The organism is Pseudomonas entomophila, assembly GCF_029478665.1.
Taxonomy (GTDB): Bacteria; Pseudomonadota; Gammaproteobacteria; order Pseudomonadales; family Pseudomonadaceae; genus Aquipseudomonas; species Aquipseudomonas entomophila_F.
The window spans coordinates 41,068-61,541 of sequence record NZ_JARPQB010000017.1 but is presented as its reverse complement, the minus strand read 5'-3'; the positions used below and the strand labels follow the sequence as shown (position 1 = coordinate 61,541).

Sequence of the window (20,474 nt, the reverse complement as noted above, 5' to 3'; positions counted from 1 at the left end):
GGCCCTTTCGCCGGCAAAGCCGGCTCCTACAGGTGACCGCTTCGCCTGTAGGAGCCGGCTTGCCGGCGAATGGACTTCAATTTAGCCCAGCGAACGAGCCCCCACCGCCCGACGCGCCTGGCCCCGGGTGGTGACGATACCCAGGAACGAGATGACGATCGCCAGGCTCAGCGTCGCCGTCACCTCGGCCCGGTGCTCCTCGGTGAACAGCATCACCCCCAGGGCGCAGCTGATGAACACGATCACCGCCCAGGTCAGCCAGGGGAACAGCCACATGCGGAACTTCAGGTTGGCGTTCTCCCGCTCGAGCCTTGCACGCATGCGCAGTTGCGAGATGGCGATCACCAGGTACACCAGCAAGGCGATGGCCCCGGAGCTGGCCAGCAGGAACTCGAACACACCCTTGGGCGCAAAGTAGTTGAGGATGGCGATGCCCGCGCCGATCAAGGTGCTGCCGAACACCGCCGCGCGCGGCACGCCGACCTTCGACGTCTTGTTCAGCAGCGCCGGCGCGTCACCGCGCTTGGCCAGCGAGTACATCATCCGCGAGGCGATGTAGATCGACGAGTTCATGCAACTGGTCACTGCGATCAGCACCACGAAATCGACCATCAGCGCGGCGTTGGGGATGTTCATGATTTCCAGCGCGCGCTGGTACGAACCCACCACCGCCAGCTGCGGGTCGTTCCACGGCACCACCGAGATGATCACGAAGATCGACAGGATGTAGAAGGTGCTGATGCGCCAGATCACCGAGCGGGTGGCCTTGGCGATGTTGCGCGACGGGTCGCTGGATTCGGAGGCGGCGATGGTCACCGCCTCGGTGCCGATGAAGCTGAACATCACGGTGATGAACGCCCCCACCACCGCCGACCAGCCTTTGGGGGCGAAGCCGCCCTGCTCGGCCATCAGCGTGCTCAGGCCGCTGACCTCGCGGTGGGGCAGCCAGCCCAGCAGCGCGGCGAAGCCCAGGCCGATGAACCCGAGAATCGCAGTGACCTTGAGGATGGCGAACCAGAACTCGAACTCACCGTACTTGGCCACGCTGAACAGGTTGGTGCAGGCCAGCAGCAGCACCGAGGCCAGGGCGAAGATCCAGCTGTCCACCTGGGGGAACCAGGCGTTGAGCACATGCCCGGCGGCCAGCGCCTCGATGGGGATCACCAGTACCCAGAACCACCAGTACAGCCAGCCGATGGTGTAGCCGGCCCAGCGGCCGATGGCTTGCTCGGCGTAGGTGGAGAACGAGCCGGTGTCGGGGTGCGCCACGGCCATTTCGCCGAGCATGCGCATGACCAGCACCACCAGGGTGCCGGCCACGAAGTAGGAAATTATGGTGGCTGGCCCGGCCGCCGCGATGGCGTGCCCGGAACCGACGAAGAGCCCGGCGCCGATGATGCCGGCGATGGACAGCATGGTGACGTGACGCGGCTTGAAACCTTGGGCAAGGTTGCCATCGGATCCCACGGTGTTCATTGGTGTTGTTCTCTTTTTGCTGACACATGGAAGGGACGGGCAGGTGCGGGCGAAAGGGCTCCTCGATCAACGGTGGAGTACGTTGCGCACGCTCTGTTACGGCCTTCTCACGCGCCCGGGGCAACGCACCGTGGGGATGCGGGCTTCACTTTAAGCCGGGCGCGGCACGAGCAAAATGCTCGAAAACGTCAGACAACGGTTCGATCACGACACCACGTGCCTATCCGCGTCAGTCAAGCCCCTCGGCATGCCTGGGAGCGTCAATCTCGGTCGCGGCGGTAATCCCAATAGAAGTTCACCACCGCGAACGTCAGGATCGCGGAGACGATCATCAGGCCGATCTGCAGGTTGCTCATGGTACCTCCTGTAGGAGCGGGCTTGTCCCGCGATTGCGATCATGGGGGACGCCATCGTTGCCCGGCCTGGCGCTGTCGCGGGGCAAGCCCGCTCCTACAGGGCTGCGGTGTCTTCCCGAACGGGCCAGGCGCTTGAGGGCCAGCACCATGAGCACGCCCAGCAGCATCATCGCCAGCACCAGCAACGCGTAGGCCAGCCACCACGGCACGCCCGCGGTCATCATGCTGAACTCGGACATGCCACCGATGCTGGCGATCAGGTTCAGCGGCAGGAACACCACGTTGATCAGGGTGAGCTTGCGCAGGGTCTCGTTCATCGCGTTGTTGGCCAGGTTGCCGCGGGCGTCCATCAAGCCGGCGAACACCGTCGAGTAGATCTCGGCCTGCTTGTGGCACTGGTTGTTCTCGATCACCAGGTCGTCGATCAGCGCCAGCACCTCGGGGTTGAAGTGGCGCTTCTCGCCGTGGCCGCGCAAGCGCGAGAGCACCGCGCCATTGCTGTGGATGGCATTGATGTAGTGGATCAGGCTCTCGCTGAGGTTGAACATCTGCATCAGGTGGTGGTTTTCCAGCGACTGCTCGAAACGCTGCTGCAGTTCGCGGGCGACCATCTTGATCACCTTCAGGTGCCCCAGGTAGTGGTGCAGGTTGTCCAGCAGGATGGCCAGCAGCACATCCATCGGATCGTGCAGCGCGTGGCGTTGCCCGAGGCCGTCGAGCAATGACGCATCCGGGGCGATCAGCACCAGGTGGCCGTCGACCATCAGCATGCCGAACGACGACACCTGGAAGGCGAAACTGTCGCCACCGGTGTAGCTCTCCGGGCGCTTCCAGATCAGGAACAGGCCATCGCGGTGCAGCTCCAGGCGCGACACTTCGTCCGGGTCCAGTGCCGAAGCCAGGGCATGGGCGTCCAGGTGGAACCAGGCCTGCAGCAGTTCGCGCTCGGCGCTGTCCGGTTCGACGAACAACAGCACCTCGCAATCGAGCCCTTCGCGCTTGCGCAACTGGCCGTGGGCCAGGCTGTAGCTTTCGATCATGCCAGCACCTCGTTACCAGGCTTGCCCCCGGCGCTTCTGCTCCAGGCGGCGAATGAATTCCTCCAGCACCAGGGTGTAGAGGTCGTCGTGCAGGTAGGCGTCCTCGATGCCGGCGTCGAGGTTGGGGTTGTCGTTGACCTCGATCACCACCACCCGCTCGCCGACCTGCTTGAGGTCGACCCCGTACAGGCCATCGCCGATCAGGTTGGCCGCCTTCACCGCCAGTTCCACCACCGCCCGCGGCGCCTCGTGCACGGCCAGGGTGCGGCACTCGCCGTTGACCTCGTCACGCTGGGCCTGGTGGTTGAAGATCTGCCAGTGGCCCTTGGACATGAAGTACTGGCAGGCGAAGATCGGCTTGCGGTTGAGCACGCCGATGCGCCAGTCGTATTCGGTGTAGAGGTATTCCTGGGCCAGCAGCAGCACCGAGTGCTCGAACAGTTCGGCGGTGGCGGCCTGGAGTTCGGCGTGGTCCTTGACCTTGATCACGCCCCGGGAGAAACAACCGTCGGGGATCTTCAGCACCAGCGGAAAGCCCAGCCGTTCACCGATGCCTTCCAGCGCCTGGGGGTTGTCGCGGTAGAGGATCTCGCTGGCCGGCATGGCCAGGCGATGGCTGCGCAACAGGTCGGTCAGGTAGACCTTGTTGGTGCAGCGCAGGATCGACGCCGGGTCGTCCATCACCACCAGCCCTTCGCTCTCGGCCTTCTTGGCGAAGCGGTAGGTGTGGTTGTCGACGCTGGTGGTCTCGCGGATCAGCAGGGCGTCGTATTCGGCCAGGCGGGCGTAGTCCTTCTTGCCGATCAGTTCGACGTCGACCCCCAGCTGGTGCCCGGCGCGGATGAAGCGCTCCAGTGCCTTGGGGTTGGACGGCGGCAGCGCTTCGTCGGGGTCGTGGAGGATCGCCAGGTCGTAGCGCGCCACCCGGCGCGAACGCGGCTGGCGCCAGATCCTGCGGCTGAAGCCATCGAGGGCGTTGGCGAACTGGTCCTGCTGGTCTTCGCGCAGTTTGTGCAATGCGCCGGCCTTGACCCCGGCGATATGCCAGGTGCTGGTCTTGCGGAATTCCACCAGCAGGATCGGGCAAGGGAAACTTTCGAACAGCTGGCGGGCAATGTCCTGCAATGGTTCCAGGTCGGTACGGCCGAAATACAGGGTCAGGGTGAAGCCTTCGGTTTCACCGTAGGGGTGATTGGCCAAGGCACTTTCCAGGCTGCGCGCCATCTCGTCGAGGGCCAATCCGTATAACGACTTTCGGGTCAACTCACTGATACTTCTGACCGAGGGAATAACGTTGTGACCGCGCGCCTCGGCCAACAACGAACAATAATAACCGTGGCCTAGATATTTATAGTTACGGCATAAGTTTATGACTTGTACGCGCTTGCCGCTGTCTGTCTCGCGAGACTGTTCCAGGTATTCCTGGGCCGTCACGACATCCTCGCTTGGCAGGTACGAAGCCCAGTCATCACGCCGTTCCACGATGATCACCAACTGACTTGACTTATTGTCCAGCTGCAGTGGATAAATAACGCCAGTTGCACTTGAGTTTGAACGTTCCCCGGACCAAGCCGGTAAAGGTTCCTGAAACGAAGACATGTTGGAAGCCCTGTGTTGGGTAGACACGGTTTCTATTAAGCACGAAGTTTTTCGAATGTCCCGTTTCATTACGCAACTTTTACGGCGGCCCTATGCAGATCGAATTTCGCCTGGCAACTGTCGACGACTTGCCGGCCCTGCTGGCACTGGAAAACCAGTGTTTCGCCCTGGACCGGCTCACCCCGCGCAGCTTCCGCTGGATGCTCTCCCACGCCAACGCCAGCCTGCTGGTGGCCCAACGTGACGGCCAATTGATGGGCTATGCGTTGCTGCTGTTCCATCGTGGTACGTCACTGGCGCGCCTGTACTCCATCGCCATCGCCGCACAGGCACGCGGCCAGGGGCTTGGCGCGCGCCTGCTGGAACAAGCCGAACGTTGCGCCCTGGACCACGAACGCGCCTACCTGCGGCTGGAGGTGCGCACCGACAACCCCACGGCCATCGCCCTGTACGAACGCCATGGCTACCGGCGCTTCGCCCAGGTGGACGACTACTACGAGGACCACGCCAGTGCCCTGCGCTACGAGAAACGCATCCTCCAGCACCCGGCGGGCGAGACGCGGCCAGTCCCCTACTACGCCCAGACCACCGACTTCACCTGTGGCCCGGCCTGCCTGCTGATGGCCATGGCCGCCCTGCAGCCGCAACGCCTGCCCACCCGCCGCGAGGAACTGCGCCTGTGGCGCGAGGCGACCACCGTGTTCATGACCTCCGGCCACGGCGGCTGCAGCCCCCACGGCCTGGCCCTGGCCGCCTGGCGCCGGGGTTTTCGCGTACAACTGCGGCTCAATACTGAAGGGCCGTTGTTTCTCGACGGCGTGCGCCAGGCGGGCAAGAAAGAGGTCATGCGCCTGGTCCACGAGGATTTCTGCGCCGAGTTGCAGGGCAGCGACGTGCAGATCGCCCGGCAGGCGCCCGACCTGCCTCGGGTGCTGGCCGAAGGCGGCCTGGCACTGGTGCTGATCAGCAACTACCGGCTGACCGGCAGCAAGGCGCCGCACTGGGTGCTGGTCACCGCTTGCGACGACGATTTCGTCTACCTGCACGACCCCGATATCGACCATGGCCGCCATCGCCAGGCCCTGGATTGCCAGCACCTGCCGGTGAGCCACCAGGAGTTCCAGCGCATGAGCCTGTTCGGCGGGCGCAAGCTGCGCGCGGCGGTTGAGGTGTACGCAACGGCGGCGTAAACGAAAAAAGCCCCGGGTTACCGGGGCGGTAAGCGGTTGGTGAGGCACAGTTGATTACAGCTTTTCCTCCCCATCGGCGTTAATGTATAGCCCCTCTTCACAGCCTGGAATGGACACCATGGCGATCATCCTCGATGACCCCGACCTCGAGCAGGTCGAACACTACCGTGACGACTCGCACCTGCGTGGCGAGTTGAACGCCCTGACCGAACAGACGTACGGCTTCGATTTCGAAGCCTGGTACGTGGCGGGCTTCTGGGAGGACAACTACCAGCCCTGCTCGCTGGTTCGCCAAGGGCGGATGCTGGCCAATGTCTCGGTCAGCCCGCTGGCCTTCATTCACCAAGGGCAGTACCTGCACTGTGCGCAGATCGGCACGGCGATGACCCGGCCCGAGGCCCGTGGCCGGGGCTACAGCCGCCACCTGATGGAGTGCCTGGTGCAACGCTGGGCGTCACCGTGCGACCTGTTGTTCCTGTTCGCCAATGGCACCGTGCTGGACTTCTACCCGAAGTTCGGTTTTCGCCGGGTGATCGAACGGGAGCATTACCTGGAATGGTCCGGGGCACGGAGCGCCAGCAGTTTCAGCCCGGTGGACCTGGACGACGGAGGGCAATTGCAGCGCTTCATGGCGGCGGTGGCGGGCAGTTGCCCACAGGCGCGCTTGAGCCTGATGCCCAATGTGGCGCTGACGATGTTCTATTGCGACGGGCCGTACCGGGAAGCGTTGTTCTATTCACCTCGGCATGAGGCCTATGTGGTGGTGGAGCAGGAAGGCGAGCGGATGGTGCTGGTGGATGTGTTCTGTGCGCGGGTGATCGAGTTCCAGGAAGTACTGCCTGAACTGGTTCGATCAGAAACGCGGGAGGTGGTATTGGGCTTCACGCCTTTGCGGGTGGAAGGTTTCGCCACGCGGGTTGTGGATAACGACGATGCGCTGTTCGTCTGGGGGGCGTCAGAGACGCCGCTCGATAACACGCCGATGCGATTTCCAATGCTCTCGCATACCTGATATCGACATTGCTCCTGGCACCCGCTGCGCGGGTGATCGCGGCTGAAGCCGCTCCTACCCCGACCGCGCCAACCTCAAGCCTTGCGCGATCCCTGTAGGAGCCAGCCTTGCTGGCGAACACCAGCAAAGCCGGTACCAGGTTCGCGGCGATCCGAAAAGCCCACAGGGGCTGTTACTGTTCACCAGGTCAGGCAGATCTTGCCGAAATGCTTGTTGCTTTCCTGGTACTTGAACGCCTCGACCATCTGCTCCAACTCGAAATGCTTGTCCACCACCGGGCGTAGGCCATTGGCGTCGATGGCCCGGACCATCGCCTGCTGCTGCGCGCGGCTGCCCACCAGCACACCCTGCAGACGGATCTGCCGCACCAGCGCCTGCACCAGCGGCAACTGCCCCGCCACCCCGGTGAGGATACCGATCAACGACACATGCCCACCGATGCGCGCGGCGATCATCGATTGCTCCAGCGTCGCCGGGCCGCCGACTTCGATCACATGGTCGACGCCGCGGTTGTCGGTCAGCTCACGTACTTTCTCACCCCAGGCCGGGGTGCTCCTGTAGTTGATCAGGTGATCGGCGCCGAGCGCCTTGAGGCGCTCCAGCTTGGCATCGCTGGACGACGTGGCGATCACCGTGGCGCCCGCCAGCTTGGCGAACTGCAAGGCGAAGATCGACACGCCCCCCGTGCCCTGCACCAGCACGCTGTCGCCCGGCTTGAGGTGATCGTCGCTCATCAGCGCGCGCCAGGCGGTGAGGCCGGCGGTGGTCAGGGTCGCGGCCTCGGCGTGGCTGTAGCCCTTGGGCGCGTGGGTGAACGATGTGGCGCGCGCCGTTACCTGCGCGCGGGCGTAGCCGTCGACACCATCGCCCGGCACGCTGGCGAAGCCTTCGACCTGGGCCTGGCCGTCGAGCCAACTGGGGAAGAAGGTGCTCACCACCGCGTCGCCAACCTTGAATTCACTGACACCGGCGCCGACCGCGATCACCTCGCCGGCGCCATCGGCCATGGGAATGCGCCGCTCGCTCGGGCCCCACATGCCGCTGACCACGGCGAAGTCGTGGTAGTTGAGGGAGCTGGCGTGCAGGCGCACGGTGATTTCGCCGGCCTGGGGCGCGGCGGCTTCGCAGGTGCCGAGCTGGACCTTGTCATAGCCGCCACCGGGCAGGACGTAGAGGGCCTTGGTGCTCATGGGTGGGGTCTCCATCGGGAAAAAGGTGCAGTGCAGCTTAGGCCCTGACAGGCCTGTTCGCCTGTAGGAGCGGCTTCAGCCGCGATGCGGGTATCGCGCTGTCTGGCACCCGCTTCGCGGGTGATCGCGGCTAAAGCCGCTCCTACAGAGGTCGTATCAGGTCAATGGGTTGAGAGAGCAACGCTTGCAGCGCCCGGCAGTCCGCCGCATGCCAGTCGGCCAGCGCCGGCCATGGATTGTCCGGCAGGTTCACCAGCACGGTACGGGTGCCCGCCGCCCGGCCACAATCGAGGTCGAAGCGGTAGTCGCCGACCATCACCATCTCGCCAGGTTCGACAGCCCAGGCCTGGGCGATCTGCAGCAACCCGTCCGGGCTCGGCTTGGGCGCCGCCTCGTCACGACCAAGAATGTGTTCCACCGGGAAGCAGTCATCCAGGCCGATCGCCTCAAGGGTGACATGGGCCAGCTCGCGGGCATTGCGGGTGAGGATCGCCAGTCGGCAACCGCGCGCGTGCAACTCGCGCACCAGCTCCACCGCCCCGTCCGCCGCCTTCGAGGCGATTGCCAGGTCGCGTTCGTGTTCCAGCAGCCAGGCATGCTTGGCCGCAGCTTCCGCCGCCGGCAACGCCGCCAGGTGGGTGAGGATGTCGTGCGACGCCGGGATGTCCAGGGCTTCGCGAATGGCCGCGAAGTCATGCACGGCTACGGTCAGGGTGCCGTCCATGTCGAACACCCAGTGGCGGATCTGCCCCAGGCTCATGCCCAGTCCTTGCGATGGCGGATCAAGCCTTCCTGGGTCGAGGACGCCACCAGTTGCCCGGCGCGGTTGAAGATGCAGCCGCGGGTGAAACCACGGGCATTGCCGGCCCAGGGGCTGTCGGTGGCGTACAGCAGCCAGTCGTCGGCGCGCAGGTCGCGGTGGAACCACAGCGAGTGGTCGAGGCTGGCGATCTGCATGTCCTTCTGCCACACCGACTTGCCGTGGGGCAGCAGCGCGGTGGTCAGCAGGCCGAAGTCCGAGGCGTAGGCCAGCAGGTACTTGTGCAGCGCGGGGATGTCCGGCAGCGTGCCGTCGGCGCGGAACCAGGCGTACTTGACCGGGTCGCCCGGCTTGGGGTTGAACGGGTCGCGCTCGGTGACCGGGCGGATCTCGATGGGCTTGGCGCACAGTACCTTGTCGCGGATACGCTCGGGCAACTGGTCGGCCATGGCGCGGGCCAGTTCCACTTCGCACGGCAGGTTCTCGGGGCCGACCACATCGGGCATTTGTGCCTGGTGCTCAAACCCCTCTTCGTCGTACTGGAACGACGCACTGCAGGTGAAGATCGGCTGGCCTTTCTGGATCGCCGTTACCCGCCGGGTGCTGAAGCTGCCGCCATCGCGCACACGGTCCACCGAGTACACCACCGGCATGCTGGCATCGCCCGGGCGCAGGAAGTAGCCGTGCAGCGAATGCACATGGCGGGCGTCCTCGACCGTCTGGCTGGCCGCCGACAGCGACTGCCCAAGCACCTGGCCACCGTACAGTTGACGGAAGCCCAGGTCCTGGCTGCGTCCGCGGAACAGGTTTTCCTCGATCGATTCGAGGCTCAGCAGGTCGACAAGGTCGTCCAGTACGTGGCTCATGGAAGGTTCTCCTGGCAAGGCATTACGGCGCTGTTATAACGGCAGATGATACAGCGTTTGTCATTCACCCCGTCGATGCTCGCGTATTCAGCCGCGCAGGTTCTGCTGCCACTGCGCGCGGTCGATGCGGTACAGCACGTGGGGGCGCAGGGGGTGGCCAACGGGCAGGCGCGGGTGCTCGAAAGCACCGGCCGGGTCGTGGCGCATGCCGATGGCCTGCATGACCTTCTGCGACGGCAGGTTGCCTTCGGTGGTGAACGACACCACTTCGTCCAGGTGCAATTGGGCGAATGCGCAGCGCAGGCAGGTCCACGCCGCCTCGCTGGCGAAGCCCAGCCCCCAATGGCGCCGCGCCAGGCGCCAGCCAATCTCCACCGCCGGGCCGAACGGCGCGTCGAAATTGACATTGAGCAGCCCGGTCATGCCGATGAATGCACCGCTGTCCTTGCGCTCCAGCGCCCACAGGCCGAAACCGTACTCGTTGAAGTGGCCGCGGATCCTGCCGATCAGCGCGGCCGCCTCCACGCGCGTCATCGGCGCGGGGAAATAGCGCATCACCTGGGGGTCGGCGCACAGGGCGGCGAACTCGCGCAGATCGTCGTCCTGCCATTGGCGCAGCACCAGCCGGGCACTTTCCAGTTCAGGGATGGGGGTCATCAGGGCGGCTCCGAAATCGCGGCTTGCCAGTGTATAGCGTAGGCCGTCGGCGCATCTTCACCCAGGCGCCGGCCAGCGGATGTTTTTTTCACATCCGCTTCACTGCTCTCCAACGGCCCGCTTCGCAGAATGCCGGCAATCACAGCGGCCACAATCGACGCCGCACTGCCAATGGAGCGACGCATGCTTTCCAGCAATACCCTGGACAACCCGGCCAACCCGCCCCGCCCAGCACGCCGCCGATCGCGCAAGGTGCTGGGCGCCGCCCTTGGCCTGATCATGGCCCTGGCCGGGGTGACCACCTGGCTGGCGACGAGGACGCACATCGTGGACCTTGGCAACGAACAGCAACTGAGCGACAGCGGCCTGCTGCAGGACTGGAAGGACGGCGCGGTGATCGTGATGATCCGCCACGCCGAACGCTGCGACAGCGCCCCCGGCCCGTGCCTGGACGACCCCACCGGTATTACCGTGAAAGGCAGCCAGGCGGCGCGGCGCGTCGGCCTGGGCCTGGAGCAACTCGGGCTGGCCAACGCCGACCTGCTCACCAGTCCCAAGCTGCGCACGCGCCAGACCGCGCACTTCATCCTTGGCCAGGCGGTGGACAGCGCCGACTGGCTGGAAAGCTGCGACCGTCAGTTCGCCAGCGAGGCCTTGGCCCGCAAGCGTGTGGGGCACAATCTGGTGCTGGTCACCCACAACGGCTGCATCGACCACTTCCAGCGCCAGCACAACGTACCCGGTGGCGAACGCGAGAGCGGCTATGCCAGCGCCCTGTTCGTCTCGGTCAATGCCGAGGGCAAGGCGCGGATCCTCGGGCGCATGAACGAGCCCGACTGGCAGCGGGTGCTGGCCAGCAGCGGCCGTTGAACTAACGCCAGGCCAGCATCACCACACCGATCGTGATCAGGCTGATGCCGGCCCACTGGCGCAGGTCGAGCCGCTCACCCAGCAAGGTCACCCCCAGCACCGCCACCAGGACCACGCTCAACTTGTCCACAGGCGCCACCTGCGCGGCCTGGCCCAGCTGCAAGGCGCGGAAGTAGCAGATCCACGACGCCCCGGTGGCCAGGCCCGAGAGCACCAGGAACAAGTAGCTGCGCGGCGAAATCGAGCCCAGCGCCTGGTACTGCCCGGTGGCGTAGAGGATCAGCGCCAGGCTCACCAGCACCACCACCGTGCGCAGCAGGGTGGCGAAGTCGGAGTTGATGCCGGCCACCCCGACCTTGGCGAAGATCGCCGTCAGCGCCGCGAACAGCGCCGACAGGAGGGCCCAGAATGTCCAGGATGACAGCAGACCGTTACCCATGCCCTTCCCCATGTCGATTGCGATGCGCAACAGGATAGCGCCCCGCCCGGCACTGCTGGCAAGATCAGCACTGGCCCCGACCACGACACCTCCATGCCGCTGCCACTGATCTACCACGACGACTACAGCCCCGAGTTCCCCGCGGACCACCGCTTCCCGATGGACAAGTTCCGCCTGCTGCGCGACCACCTGGTCGACAGCGGGCTGACCACCGACCAGGCCCTGCTGCGCCCGGAGATCTGCCCCAACGACATCCTCGCCCTGGCCCACGACCGCGACTACATCGAGCGCTACATGAACGGCGAGCTGTCGCGGGAGGACCAGCGCCGCCTGGGCCTGCCCTGGAGCGAGGCCCTGGCCCGACGCACCGTGCGCGCGGTCGGCGGCTCGCTGCTCGCCGCCGAGATGGCGCTGCGGCACGGCATCGCCTGCCACCTGGCCGGCGGCACCCACCACGCCCACTACGACCACCCGGCCGGCTTCTGCATCTTCAACGACCTGGCGGTGATCAGCCATTACCTGCTGGCGGCCGGCCGCGTGCACCGGGTGCTGATCTTCGACTGCGACGTGCACCAGGGCGACGGCACCGCGCGAATCCTCCAGGACACCCCCGAGGCAATCACCGTATCGCTGCACTGCGAGCAGAATTTCCCGGCGCGCAAGGCCCAGAGCGACTGGGACATTCCCCTGCCACGGGGCATGCACGACGACGCCTACCTCAAGGTGGTGGACGATGCGCTGAACTACCTGCTGCCGCTGTACCAGCCGGACCTGGTGCTGTACGACGCCGGCGTCGATGTGCACAAGGACGATGCCCTGGGCTACCTGCACCTGACCGACGAAGGCCTGGCCGCCCGCGACGAACGGGTGCTGCGCCAGTGCCTGGGCCGCGATATCCCGGTGGTCGGGGTGATCGGTGGCGGCTACAGCAAGGACCGCGCGGCCCTGGCCCGGCGTCACGGCATCCTTCATCACAGTGCGGCGCGGGTCATCGGTTGTTCACAATGACTGTGGAACCGCCTGTGGATAACCTGCGGGAAAGCCCGTCCAGCCCTTTAACCACCTGACCTGCAAGAAGTTGATCGTTTTTTGAGCAGTGTTTCATCCAGGCCTGCTGGGGTAGAATGCGCGCTCTTTTCCACAGCCTGTCGCCCGCCATGAACGATCCCCGCCCCACCTCCCAACCCTCAGTCGCCGTGATCGGTGGCGGCCCCGCCGGCCTGATGGCCGCCGAGGCGCTGGCCAGCCGCGGTGTGGCGGTGCAGGTGTTCGACGCCATGCCGTCGGTGGGCCGCAAGTTCCTGCTGGCGGGCGTGGGCGGCATGAACATCACTCATTCCGAGCCCTACCCGGCGTTCGTCGGCCGCTATGCCGAACGCCGCGACGCGATCGACGCCCTGCTGCGCGACTTCGACGCCGATACCCTGCGTCAGTGGATTCATGGCCTGGGTATCGAAACCTTCGTCGGCAGCTCGGGCCGGGTGTTCCCCCGCGACATGAAAGCCGCGCCCCTGCTGCGCGCCTGGCTCAAGCGCCTGCGCGATGCCGGGGTGGTTATCCACACCCGCCACCGCTGGCTGGGCTGGAACGCCGATGGCAGCCTGCGGATCGCTTATCCACAGGGCGAGCTGGCAGTGCACGCCGATGCCGTTGTCCTCGCCTTGGGGGGCGGCAGTTGGGCGCGGCTGGGTTCGGACGGCGCGTGGACAAACCTGCTGGGCGAACGGGGTGTGGATATCTCACCCTTGCAGGCAAGCAACTGCGGCTTCGAGGTCAAAGGCTGGAGTGCGTTGCTCAAGGACAAGTTCGCCGGCGCGCCGCTGAAGAACATTGCCCTGAGCGTGCCCGGCATGGCACCGCGCAAGGGCGAATTCATCCTCACCGCGCAAGGGGTGGAAGGCAGCCTGGTGTATGCCTGGTCGGCTGCCGTGCGTGAAGCGATCAACCGTGACGGGCATGGCACGCTGCTGCTCGACCTGCTGCCGGAGCGCCCTGTGGACAAGATCGCCCAGGCCCTGGCCAAGCCGCGTGGCTCGCGGTCGATGGCCAAGCACCTGCAGGGTCAACTGGGGATCGACGGGGTGAAGGCGGCGTTGCTGCGTGAACTCACGGACCAGGCGACCTTTGCCGACCCCGAGCGGTTGGCGGCGGCGATCAAGGCACTGCCGATCACCCTGGTGCGCACGCGGCCGCTGGACGAGGCGATCAGCAGTGCTGGCGGGGTGCGTTTCGAAGGGTTGGATGAGGGCTTGATGGTGGCGAAGCTGCCGAGCGTGTTCTGCGCGGGGGAAATGCTGGACTGGGAGGCGCCTACAGGGGGGTACCTGTTGACGGCGTGCTTTGCCAGTGGACTCAGGGCTGGCCAGGCAGCAGCAAACTGGCTCTTGTCGCGCACCTGAATCGCTCATTGTAGGAGCGGCCTTGTGCCGCGAAAGGGCCGCAAGCGGCCCCGGCGATCTTTGCTTAACGCTGATATCTGGGGCCGCTACGCGGCCCTTTCGCGGCACAAGGCCGCTCCTACAGGGATCTCGCAGGGCTTCACCTACCTCACGGCTTGGGCTTGCGCGGCTTGCCGCCGAAGCTCGGCACCTTGCGCACCGCCTTGACCGACGGCGCCGATGCGCCCGACTCGGTGCTGTCCATCCAGCGCCCCAGGCCACGCTTGGCGCTGTTCTCCTTGGGTTTCTTGGGTTTCTTCGGTTTCTTCAGCACCTGCCCGCTGGCATCGGTCACCGGCACCCGGTGCTCGGGAATGAAGTCCGGCTCTTCATGGCGCGGCAGCACCTGGCGGATCAGCGTCTCGATCGACGCCAGCAGTTGCACTTCGTCAGCGCACACCAGCGAGATCGCCTCGCCCTTGTTGCCCGCGCGCCCGGTACGGCCGATGCGGTGCACATAGTCCTCGGCGACGATCGGCAGGTCGAGGTTGACCACCAGCGGCAGGTCGTCGATGTCCAGGCCACGGGCGGCGACGTCGGTGGCCACCAGCACCTGGACCTCGCGGGCCTTGAAGCTGTCCAGCGCCCGCTGGCGGGTCGCCTGCGGGCGATCACCATGGATGCCGTCGGCGTTGACGCCTTCGGCGAGCAACCGCTCGACCAGTTGGTCCACGCCATTGCGGGTCTTGGCGAACACCAGCACCTGCTTCCAGCGCTGCTTGCGCAGCAGGTGGCAGAACAGGTCGGCCTTGCGCTTCTTGTCCACCGGCACCAGCCACTGCTTGACCGTGCTGGCGGCGGCGTTGCGCGGGCTGACTTCGATGCTCAGCGGATCGTTCAGCGCCAGGCCCGCGAGCAGGCGGATCTGGTCGGAGAAGGTGGCGGAGAACAGCAGCGTCTGGCGCTTGCGCGGCAGCGCCGCGTACACCGCCTGCAGCTCCTCGGCGAAGCCCAGGTCGAGCATGCGGTCGGCTTCGTCGAGCACCAGGGTCTGCACCTGGCCGAACTTGATCGCGTTCTGGCGGAACAGGTCGAGCAGGCGGCCCGGGGTGGCCACCAGCAGGTCGACGCCACGGCGCAGGCGCATCATCTGCGGGTTGATGCTGACCCCGCCATACACCGCGTAGGTCGACAGCGGCAGGTTCTCGGCGTACTCGCGCACATTGGCGTGAACCTGCTCGGCCAGCTCGCGGGTCGGCACCAGCACCAGCGCGCGCACCGAGTTGGCGGCGACCTTCTCGCCCTCCAGGGCCAGGCGCTGCAGCACCGGCAGGGCGAAGCCCGCGGTCTTGCCGGTGCCGGTCTGGGCCGCGGCCATCAGGTCGCGGCCGGCGAGCACGGCGGGAATGGCCTGGGCCTGGACCGGGGTCGGGGTGGTGTAGTCCAGTGCCTGCAGGGTGCGCAGCAGCGGTTCGATCAGGCCGAGTTTGGCGAAATTCATGGCAATACCGTCAGGGGGTTCAGCGAAGGCGGCAAGTTTACCCCAGCGCCACGGCCATCCAAAGGCCCTGTATACGCGGGTTTATCTGCGAATGGGCTGCGCAACAGCCCCTTGCGATGTCCAAAAAGCAAACGTTTTCAACCAGTTACAAATAGCCTGAAAAAGCGTTTCAGCTTCGCCCCGCCTTGCCGATAACCCCTGCACGAATCAGCAGGGCTCCCCACAAGAACAACGCCCAGCGATTGAGATCAAGTGAGCGACATCATTTTCTGGGAGAGCGTGCATGAACAGCTGGTTCGCCAACATCAGCGTCAACCTCAAACTCGGCCTGGGCTTCGGCCTGGTCCTCGTACTGACCGGCCTGCTGGCCCTGACCGGCTGGAACAGCCTGGGCAGCCTTATCGACCGCAGCAACTGGATGAGCGACATCAGCCAGCTCAACAATGACCTGACCAACCTGCGCGTGGCGCGCCTGCAATGGATGCTGACCAACGGCGACGACGCTTCGGCGGCCAACGTCCAGGCCAAGCTCGACGCCTTCGGCAGCCAGCAGCAACACCTGGTCAACTCCTTCAAGAGCCCGGAAAACGTCAAGCTGCTGCGCGAGCAAGGCCAGAGCATCAGCGAGTACCGGGTTTCGCTGGAGAAGATGCGCCAGGGCTACAAGACCACCCTCACCGCCCGCGATGCGATGAACCAGGCCGCCGGCCGCGCCAACGAGGCGATCGAGGCCATCAGCGCCGCCGTGCTGTCCAACGCCGAAAGTGATGCCAGCCGCCTGGCCCAGTACCTGCTGATCAGCAAGGCCAAGCAGCAACTGGTGCAGGTGCGCCTGGACGTGCGCAGCTACATCGCCGACCTCACCACTGAAACCGAGCAAGCCGCCGTGCGCCAGCTGGAGAGCGCCCTGGCCGAGATCGACAGCCTCAAGCGCCAGCTGCCAGGCGAAGCTTCGCGCATCCAGCAGTTCGAAAGCGCCGTGCTCGCCTACCGCGACGCCGTGCGCCAGTTCCGCGACGCCACCGCCGCCATCGGCGTGGCCCGTGCCGAAATGACCGTGCAGGGCGCCGACATCGTCAAGCGCAGCGACGAGCTGTACAAGATCCAGATCGAACGCCGCGACGCCGAAAGCATCCAGGCCCGCAGCCTGCAGACCACCGCCACCCTGCTGGCGCTGTTGGTCGGCATTCTCGCGGCCTTCATCATCACCCGCCAGATCACCCGCCCGCTGCGCGAGACCATGGACGTGGTGAACAAGATCGCCAGCGGCGACCTCACCCAGAACCTGCGTGTCACCCGCCGCGATGAGCTGGGCGCCCTGCAAGAAGGCATCGCACGCATGGGCACCACCCTGCGCGACCTGATCACCGGCATCCGCGATGGCGTCACCCAGATCGCCAGCGCCGCCGAAGAGCTGTCGGCGGTGACCGAGCAGACCAGCGCCGGCGCCAACAGCCAGAAAGTCGAAACCGACCAGGTGGCCACCGCCATGCACGAAATGGCCGCCACCGTGCAGGAGGTCGCGCGCAACGCCGAGCAGGCCTCCCACGCCGCGACCAACGCCGACGACGAAGCCCGCACCGGTGACAAGGTGGTCAGCGAAGCGATCAGCCAGATCGAACGCCTGGCCCGCGAAGTGCACCGCTCCACCGAAGCCATGACCCTGCTGCAGCAGGAAAGCCAGAAGATCGGCAGCGTGATGGACGTGATCAAGTCGGTGGCCGAGCAGACCAACCTGCTGGCGCTCAACGCCGCCATCGAAGCGGCCCGTGCCGGTGAAGCCGGCCGTGGTTTCGCCGTGGTCGCCGACGAAGTGCGTGGCCTGGCCCAGCGCACCCAGCAGTCCACCGAAGAGATCGAAGGCCTGATCGCCAGCCTGCAGAACGGCACCCAGCAGGTCGCCGAAGTCATGAACGGCAGCCGCAGCCTGACCGACAGCAGCGTCGAGTTGGCGCGCAAGGCCGGTGGCTCGCTGGAGAGCATCACCCGCACGGTGTCGAACATCCAGTCGATGAACCAGCAGATTGCCGCCGCCGCCGAGCAGCAGAGCGCCGTGGCCGAGGAGATCAGCCGCAGCATCCTGAATGTGCGCGATGTATCCGAGCAGACCGCCGCAGCCAGCGACGAGACCGCCGCCTCCAGCGTCGAGCTGGCGCGCCTGGGTGGTCACCTGCAGACGCTGGTCAGCCAGTTCCGCGTCTGACCTCAAGAGCCTGGGGCCGCTTTGCGGCCCTTTCGCGGCACAAGGCCGCTCCTACAGGAATGTGCGATCCCCTGTAGGAGCGGCCTTGTGCCGCGAAAGGAGGGCAACGCCCTCCCAAGGCTGCAACGATTTACTTGACGATCATCCCCACCCCACGGCCACGCGGGTCGGACGCGGTCTCCAGCGTCTCCCCGGTCACCCGGATCGCCTGGATGTCGCCCATCTCCCAGCCCTGGTCCTCCAGCACATAGCCCATCTTCTTCAAGTCATCGGCCACCTGCCCGGTCAGCGGTGCGTAGCTGTCGAAGTAGATCGTGTCCTTGGGCAGCAACTGGTGATGCACGCGCTGCGCCGCCACCGCCTTCTCCAGCGGCATCTGGTAGTCGTACAGGTTGTTCATCACCTGGAAGATCGAAGTGAAGATCCGCGAACCACCCGGCGTGCCCACCACCAGCACCACCTTGCCATCGCGGGTCACCAGGCTCGGGCTCATCGACGACAGCATGCGCTTGCCCGGGGCGATGGCGTTGGCGTCACCGCCGACCACGCCAAAGGCATTGGCCGCGCCGGGCTTGGCGCTGAAGTCGTCCATCTCGTCGTTGAGCAGGAAGCCCGCGCCTTTCACCACCACGCCGCTGCCGTAGTCGAGGTTGAGGGTGTAGGTGTTGCTCACCGCATTGCCCTGTTTGTCGACGATGGAGAAGTGCGTGGTCTGGTGCGGCTCCAGCCCCGGCTTGACCTTGTCGGTCTCGGAAATGGCGCTCGGGTTGACCTGGGCGGCGCGCTTGGCCAGGTAGTCCTTGGCGATCAACTGGTCGACCGGCACCTGGGTGAAGGCCGGGTCGCCCAGGTAGTCGGCGCGGTCGGCGAACACCCGCTTCTCGATTTCGGCCAGCAGGTGGATGTACTGGGCGGAGTTGTGCCCGACCCCCTTGAAGTCCGCCGCGCGGTCCTCCTTGATGCCCAGCAGCTGGGCCAGCGCCACGCCACCGGAGCTGGGTGGCGGCGCGGTGTAGACCACGTTGCCGCGCCAGTCGATGGCGATCGGGTTGCGCCACACCGCCTTGTAGTCCTTCAGGTCTTGCTTGGTGATCAGCCCCTTGTCGGCCTGCATCTGCGCCACCAGCAGGTCGGCGGTCTTGCCCTGGTAGAACTCGCTCACTCCCTGGTCGGCGATGCGCTCCAGGGTCTTGGCCAGTTCCGGCTGCTTGAACAGCTCACCGACTTTCATATTGCCGAAATAGTCGTTGAAGTTGGTGGCGGTCTTGAACATGCCCTGGGCGTCGTCGCGGTACTGGTACTGCTTCTGGGCAATCTTGAAACCGTTCTGGGCGTAGCCGATGGCCGGGGTCAGCAGCTCGCTCCACTTGAGCTTGCCGAACTTCTGGTGCGCCTCCCACAGGCCCATCACCGTGCCTGGCACACCGGCGGCGCGGGCACCGACCAGGCTCAGGTTCTCGATCACCTCGCCCTTGTCATCCAGGTACATGGTCTTGGTGGCAGCCTTGGGCGCCACTTCGCGGTAGTCGAGGAAATACGGCTTGCCGTCGACGAACAAGGTCATGAAGCCACCGCCGCCGATGTTGCCGGCCTCGGGGTAGGTGACGGCCAGCGTGAAAGCAGTCGCGACCGCGGCATCCACCGCGTTGCCGCCCTTCTTGAGAATGTCGGCGGCCACCTGTGCGCCATATTGATCAGGCGCGGCCACAGCACCACCTTCCAACGTCACGGCAAAGGCGGAAGAACAGCTCAGGATCGCGGCCCCGAGGGCCAGCGACTGGGACAGAACGATACGCATGGGCACTTCCTAGTGTTGTTTTTGTTGATCAGTCATTAAGGCCGAAGGCATTCGACTAAGCAATTCACGTAGGAAAATTCCGGCGCCAAAGGATAGGGCCTGTCGCGTTCAGGCAACTTCTAGCAGGCGTAGACCGCCAATTTTTTCTGGATGAAGTCGAGGAAACACTGGATACGCAGGGCCAGTTGGGTGTTGCGGTAGTACACCGCGTGGATCGGCTGGCGATAGCCGTTGTTGTGCTCGGCGAGCAGCACCTGCAGGCGGCCCGAGCGAATGTCCTCGTGGGTCATGAAGTGCGACAGGCTGACGATCCCTTCGCCGGCCAAGGCCAGCTGGCGCAGCGTCTCGCCACTGGAGGCGAGCAACTGCGGGCGGATCGCCCAATGGTCGCCCTGGGCATGGCGCAGCGGCCACTGGTTGAGCGAATCGAGGGTACTGAAGCCCAGCAGACAATGGCCATTGAGTTCATCGACCGTCTGCGGTGTGCCGTTTCGCGCCAGGTACTCGGGGCTGGCGAGCACCTGCACCGGGCTGCAGCCCAGCGAGCGGGCATGCAGGCTGGAGTCGGCCAGTTCGCCGATACGGATGGCCACGTCGGTGCTTTGCTCCAGCAGGTCGATGATCAGGTCATCGGTGTTCAGCTCCAGCTCGATGCCTGGGTACTGCTGACGAAACTCGCCGATCCACGGCAGGATCGCATGCAGCATGAAGGGTGCCGCGGCATTGATGCGCAGACGCCCGGACGGCGTCTGGCGGTGCATCGACAGGCGCTCTTCCATGTCGTCGATCTGCTCGAGAATAAGCCGCGCGCGCTCGAGGAAGAACCGCCCCTCTTCGGTCAGGTCCATGCGCCGGGTGGTGCGGTTGACCAGGGTGGTGCCGAGCTTGTCCTCCAGCCGCGACAACGTGCGGCTGACCGCCGATGGCGTCTGGCCGATCTGCTCGGCTGCGGCCGAGATCGAGCCGCAGTCGATGACGGCGACGAAAACCTGGAGTTCTTCGGAGCGAGTTTTCACGCGAGTGAGCCTGGTGGGAAGATGCCGTGATTGATAGCCGTTGATCAACGTACATGCAAGCGCCTAGCCCCCTGTAGGAGCGGCTTCAGCCGCGATGCAGGCACCGCGGTTCTGGCACCCGCT

Annotated in this window: 17 protein-coding genes and 1 pseudogene; 7 read left to right on the top strand and 11 right to left on the bottom strand. The window is 65.5% G+C overall.

Going from position 1 to position 20,474, the window contains the following annotated elements; all coding sequences use genetic code 11:
* Positions 1 to 81: 81 nt before the first annotated feature.
* The 3 genes from gabP to P5705_RS11280 all read right to left on the bottom strand — a co-directional run bounded on the left by gabP (position 82) and on the right by P5705_RS11280 (position 4,471).
* On the bottom strand, positions 82 to 1,476 hold the full coding sequence (gabP, locus tag P5705_RS11290) for a GABA permease (protein ID WP_277460937.1): 1,395 nt from the start codon (positions 1,474 to 1,476) through the stop codon (positions 82 to 84).
* Between the two features lie 352 nt (positions 1,477 to 1,828).
* Positions 1,829 to 2,872, bottom strand: a complete 1,044-nt coding sequence (locus P5705_RS11285; protein ID WP_277460936.1) for a magnesium transporter CorA family protein — start codon at positions 2,870 to 2,872, stop codon at positions 1,829 to 1,831.
* A gap of 12 nt (positions 2,873 to 2,884) precedes the next feature.
* A complete protein-coding gene (locus tag P5705_RS11280) occupies positions 2,885 to 4,471 on the bottom strand; it encodes a RimK family protein (RefSeq protein WP_277460935.1) in 1,587 nt (528 codons plus the stop codon).
* Between the two features lie 92 nt (positions 4,472 to 4,563).
* On the opposite strand from P5705_RS11280, the gene P5705_RS11275 reads away from it, so the two are divergent.
* Together P5705_RS11275 and P5705_RS11270 are read left to right on the top strand one after the other, a co-directional pair.
* Positions 4,564 to 5,661, top strand: coding sequence for a peptidase C39 family protein (locus P5705_RS11275; protein WP_277460934.1), 1,098 nt, complete (start codon positions 4,564 to 4,566; stop codon positions 5,659 to 5,661).
* 118 nt (positions 5,662 to 5,779) lie between these two features.
* Positions 5,780 to 6,673 carry a GNAT family N-acetyltransferase gene (locus P5705_RS11270; protein ID WP_277460933.1) on the top strand — a complete coding sequence of 298 codons (894 nt, stop codon included), beginning with the start codon at positions 5,780 to 5,782 and terminating at the stop codon, positions 6,671 to 6,673.
* Between the two features lie 179 nt (positions 6,674 to 6,852).
* Here P5705_RS11270 and P5705_RS11265 read toward each other — a convergent pair whose 3' ends face one another.
* The 4 genes from P5705_RS11265 to P5705_RS11250 all read right to left on the bottom strand — a co-directional run bounded on the left by P5705_RS11265 (position 6,853) and on the right by P5705_RS11250 (position 10,146).
* Positions 6,853 to 7,863, bottom strand: coding sequence for a zinc-dependent alcohol dehydrogenase family protein (locus tag P5705_RS11265; protein WP_277460932.1), 1,011 nt, complete (start codon positions 7,861 to 7,863; stop codon positions 6,853 to 6,855).
* 142 nt (positions 7,864 to 8,005) lie between these two features.
* A complete protein-coding gene (locus P5705_RS11260; protein WP_277460931.1) occupies positions 8,006 to 8,623 on the bottom strand; it encodes an HAD family hydrolase in 618 nt (205 codons plus the stop codon).
* Complete coding sequence (gene tesB / locus P5705_RS11255) at positions 8,620 to 9,489, bottom strand: acyl-CoA thioesterase II (protein WP_277460930.1); 870 nt, start codon at positions 9,487 to 9,489, stop codon at positions 8,620 to 8,622. Before tesB ends, P5705_RS11260 begins: the two co-directional genes overlap by 4 nt.
* 87 nt (positions 9,490 to 9,576) lie before the next feature.
* Positions 9,577 to 10,146, bottom strand: a complete 570-nt coding sequence (locus P5705_RS11250) for a GNAT family N-acetyltransferase (RefSeq protein ID WP_277460929.1) — start codon at positions 10,144 to 10,146, stop codon at positions 9,577 to 9,579.
* 183 nt (positions 10,147 to 10,329) lie between these two features.
* Here P5705_RS11250 and P5705_RS11245 point away from each other — a divergent pair, with 183 nt between their 5' ends.
* Positions 10,330 to 11,016, top strand: coding sequence for a histidine phosphatase family protein (locus tag P5705_RS11245; protein WP_277460928.1), 687 nt, complete (start codon positions 10,330 to 10,332; stop codon positions 11,014 to 11,016).
* Position 11,017: 1 nt separating this feature from the next.
* On the opposite strand, the gene P5705_RS11240 is transcribed toward P5705_RS11245, so the two are convergent.
* Positions 11,018 to 11,455 (bottom strand): EamA family transporter, encoded by a 438-nt coding sequence (locus P5705_RS11240; protein ID WP_277460927.1) that lies wholly within the window; start codon positions 11,453 to 11,455, stop codon positions 11,018 to 11,020.
* Positions 11,456 to 11,548: 93 nt separating this feature from the next.
* On the opposite strand from P5705_RS11240, the gene P5705_RS11235 reads away from it, so the two are divergent.
* Together P5705_RS11235 and P5705_RS11230 are read left to right on the top strand one after the other, a co-directional pair.
* Entirely contained in the window at positions 11,549 to 12,463 is a 915-nt protein-coding gene (locus P5705_RS11235; RefSeq protein ID WP_277460926.1) for a histone deacetylase family protein, read from the top strand.
* A gap of 149 nt (positions 12,464 to 12,612) precedes the next feature.
* A complete protein-coding gene (locus P5705_RS11230; RefSeq protein WP_277460925.1) occupies positions 12,613 to 13,854 on the top strand; it encodes a TIGR03862 family flavoprotein in 1,242 nt (413 codons plus the stop codon).
* A 148-nt stretch (positions 13,855 to 14,002) separates the two neighbouring features.
* Here the strand turns inward: P5705_RS11230 and P5705_RS11225 are convergent, their stop codons facing one another.
* Positions 14,003 to 15,334: a DEAD/DEAH box helicase gene (locus P5705_RS11225; protein WP_277460923.1), complete on the bottom strand. Its 1,332-nt coding sequence runs from the start codon at positions 15,332 to 15,334 to the stop codon at positions 14,003 to 14,005.
* 418 nt (positions 15,335 to 15,752) lie between these two features.
* Between P5705_RS11225 and P5705_RS26380 the strand changes: the two are divergent.
* Positions 15,753 to 16,634, top strand: a pseudogene (locus tag P5705_RS26380) (methyl-accepting chemotaxis protein); the annotation flags it as partial.
* A gap of 39 nt (positions 16,635 to 16,673) precedes the next feature.
* Complete coding sequence (locus P5705_RS26375; RefSeq protein WP_431196941.1) at positions 16,674 to 17,537, top strand: methyl-accepting chemotaxis protein; 864 nt, start codon at positions 16,674 to 16,676, stop codon at positions 17,535 to 17,537.
* Positions 17,538 to 17,667: 130 nt separating this feature from the next.
* On the opposite strand, the gene ggt is transcribed toward P5705_RS26375, so the two are convergent.
* Together ggt and P5705_RS11210 are read right to left on the bottom strand one after the other, a co-directional pair.
* The gene (ggt, locus tag P5705_RS11215) at positions 17,668 to 19,335 is read right to left on the bottom strand and encodes a gamma-glutamyltransferase (RefSeq protein WP_277460920.1); all 1,668 of its coding nucleotides are present in this window, start codon (positions 19,333 to 19,335) and stop codon (positions 17,668 to 17,670) included.
* A 119-nt stretch (positions 19,336 to 19,454) separates the two neighbouring features.
* Positions 19,455 to 20,351 carry a LysR family transcriptional regulator gene (locus tag P5705_RS11210; RefSeq protein ID WP_277460919.1) on the bottom strand — a complete coding sequence of 299 codons (897 nt, stop codon included), beginning with the start codon at positions 20,349 to 20,351 and terminating at the stop codon, positions 19,455 to 19,457.
* Between the last annotated feature and the right edge of the window lie 123 nt (positions 20,352 to 20,474).

What these genes read in the sequence shown, in the direction of transcription:
- gabP (WP_277460937.1), bottom strand. Translation starts at nt 1,476, where the DNA reads ATGAACACCGTGGGATCCGATGGCAACCTTGCCCAAGGTTTCAAGCCG.
- P5705_RS11285 (WP_277460936.1), bottom strand. Translation starts at nt 2,872, where the DNA reads ATGATCGAAAGCTACAGCCTGGCCCACGGCCAGTTGCGCAAGCGCGAA.
- P5705_RS11280 (WP_277460935.1), bottom strand. Translation starts at nt 4,471, where the DNA reads ATGTCTTCGTTTCAGGAACCTTTACCGGCTTGGTCCGGGGAACGTTCA.
- P5705_RS11275 (WP_277460934.1), top strand. Translation starts at nt 4,564, where the DNA reads ATGCAGATCGAATTTCGCCTGGCAACTGTCGACGACTTGCCGGCCCTG.
- P5705_RS11270 (WP_277460933.1), top strand. Translation starts at nt 5,780, where the DNA reads ATGGCGATCATCCTCGATGACCCCGACCTCGAGCAGGTCGAACACTAC.
- P5705_RS11265 (WP_277460932.1), bottom strand. Translation starts at nt 7,863, where the DNA reads ATGAGCACCAAGGCCCTCTACGTCCTGCCCGGTGGCGGCTATGACAAG.
- P5705_RS11260 (WP_277460931.1), bottom strand. Translation starts at nt 8,623, where the DNA reads ATGAGCCTGGGGCAGATCCGCCACTGGGTGTTCGACATGGACGGCACC.
- tesB (WP_277460930.1), bottom strand. Translation starts at nt 9,489, where the DNA reads ATGAGCCACGTACTGGACGACCTTGTCGACCTGCTGAGCCTCGAATCG.
- P5705_RS11250 (WP_277460929.1), bottom strand. Translation starts at nt 10,146, where the DNA reads ATGACCCCCATCCCTGAACTGGAAAGTGCCCGGCTGGTGCTGCGCCAA.
- P5705_RS11245 (WP_277460928.1), top strand. Translation starts at nt 10,330, where the DNA reads ATGCTTTCCAGCAATACCCTGGACAACCCGGCCAACCCGCCCCGCCCA.
- P5705_RS11240 (WP_277460927.1), bottom strand. Translation starts at nt 11,455, where the DNA reads ATGGGTAACGGTCTGCTGTCATCCTGGACATTCTGGGCCCTCCTGTCG.
- P5705_RS11235 (WP_277460926.1), top strand. Translation starts at nt 11,549, where the DNA reads ATGCCGCTGCCACTGATCTACCACGACGACTACAGCCCCGAGTTCCCC.
- P5705_RS11230 (WP_277460925.1), top strand. Translation starts at nt 12,613, where the DNA reads ATGAACGATCCCCGCCCCACCTCCCAACCCTCAGTCGCCGTGATCGGT.
- P5705_RS11225 (WP_277460923.1), bottom strand. Translation starts at nt 15,334, where the DNA reads ATGAATTTCGCCAAACTCGGCCTGATCGAACCGCTGCTGCGCACCCTG.
- P5705_RS26375 (WP_431196941.1), top strand. Translation starts at nt 16,674, where the DNA reads ATGGGCACCACCCTGCGCGACCTGATCACCGGCATCCGCGATGGCGTC.
- ggt (WP_277460920.1), bottom strand. Translation starts at nt 19,335, where the DNA reads ATGCGTATCGTTCTGTCCCAGTCGCTGGCCCTCGGGGCCGCGATCCTG.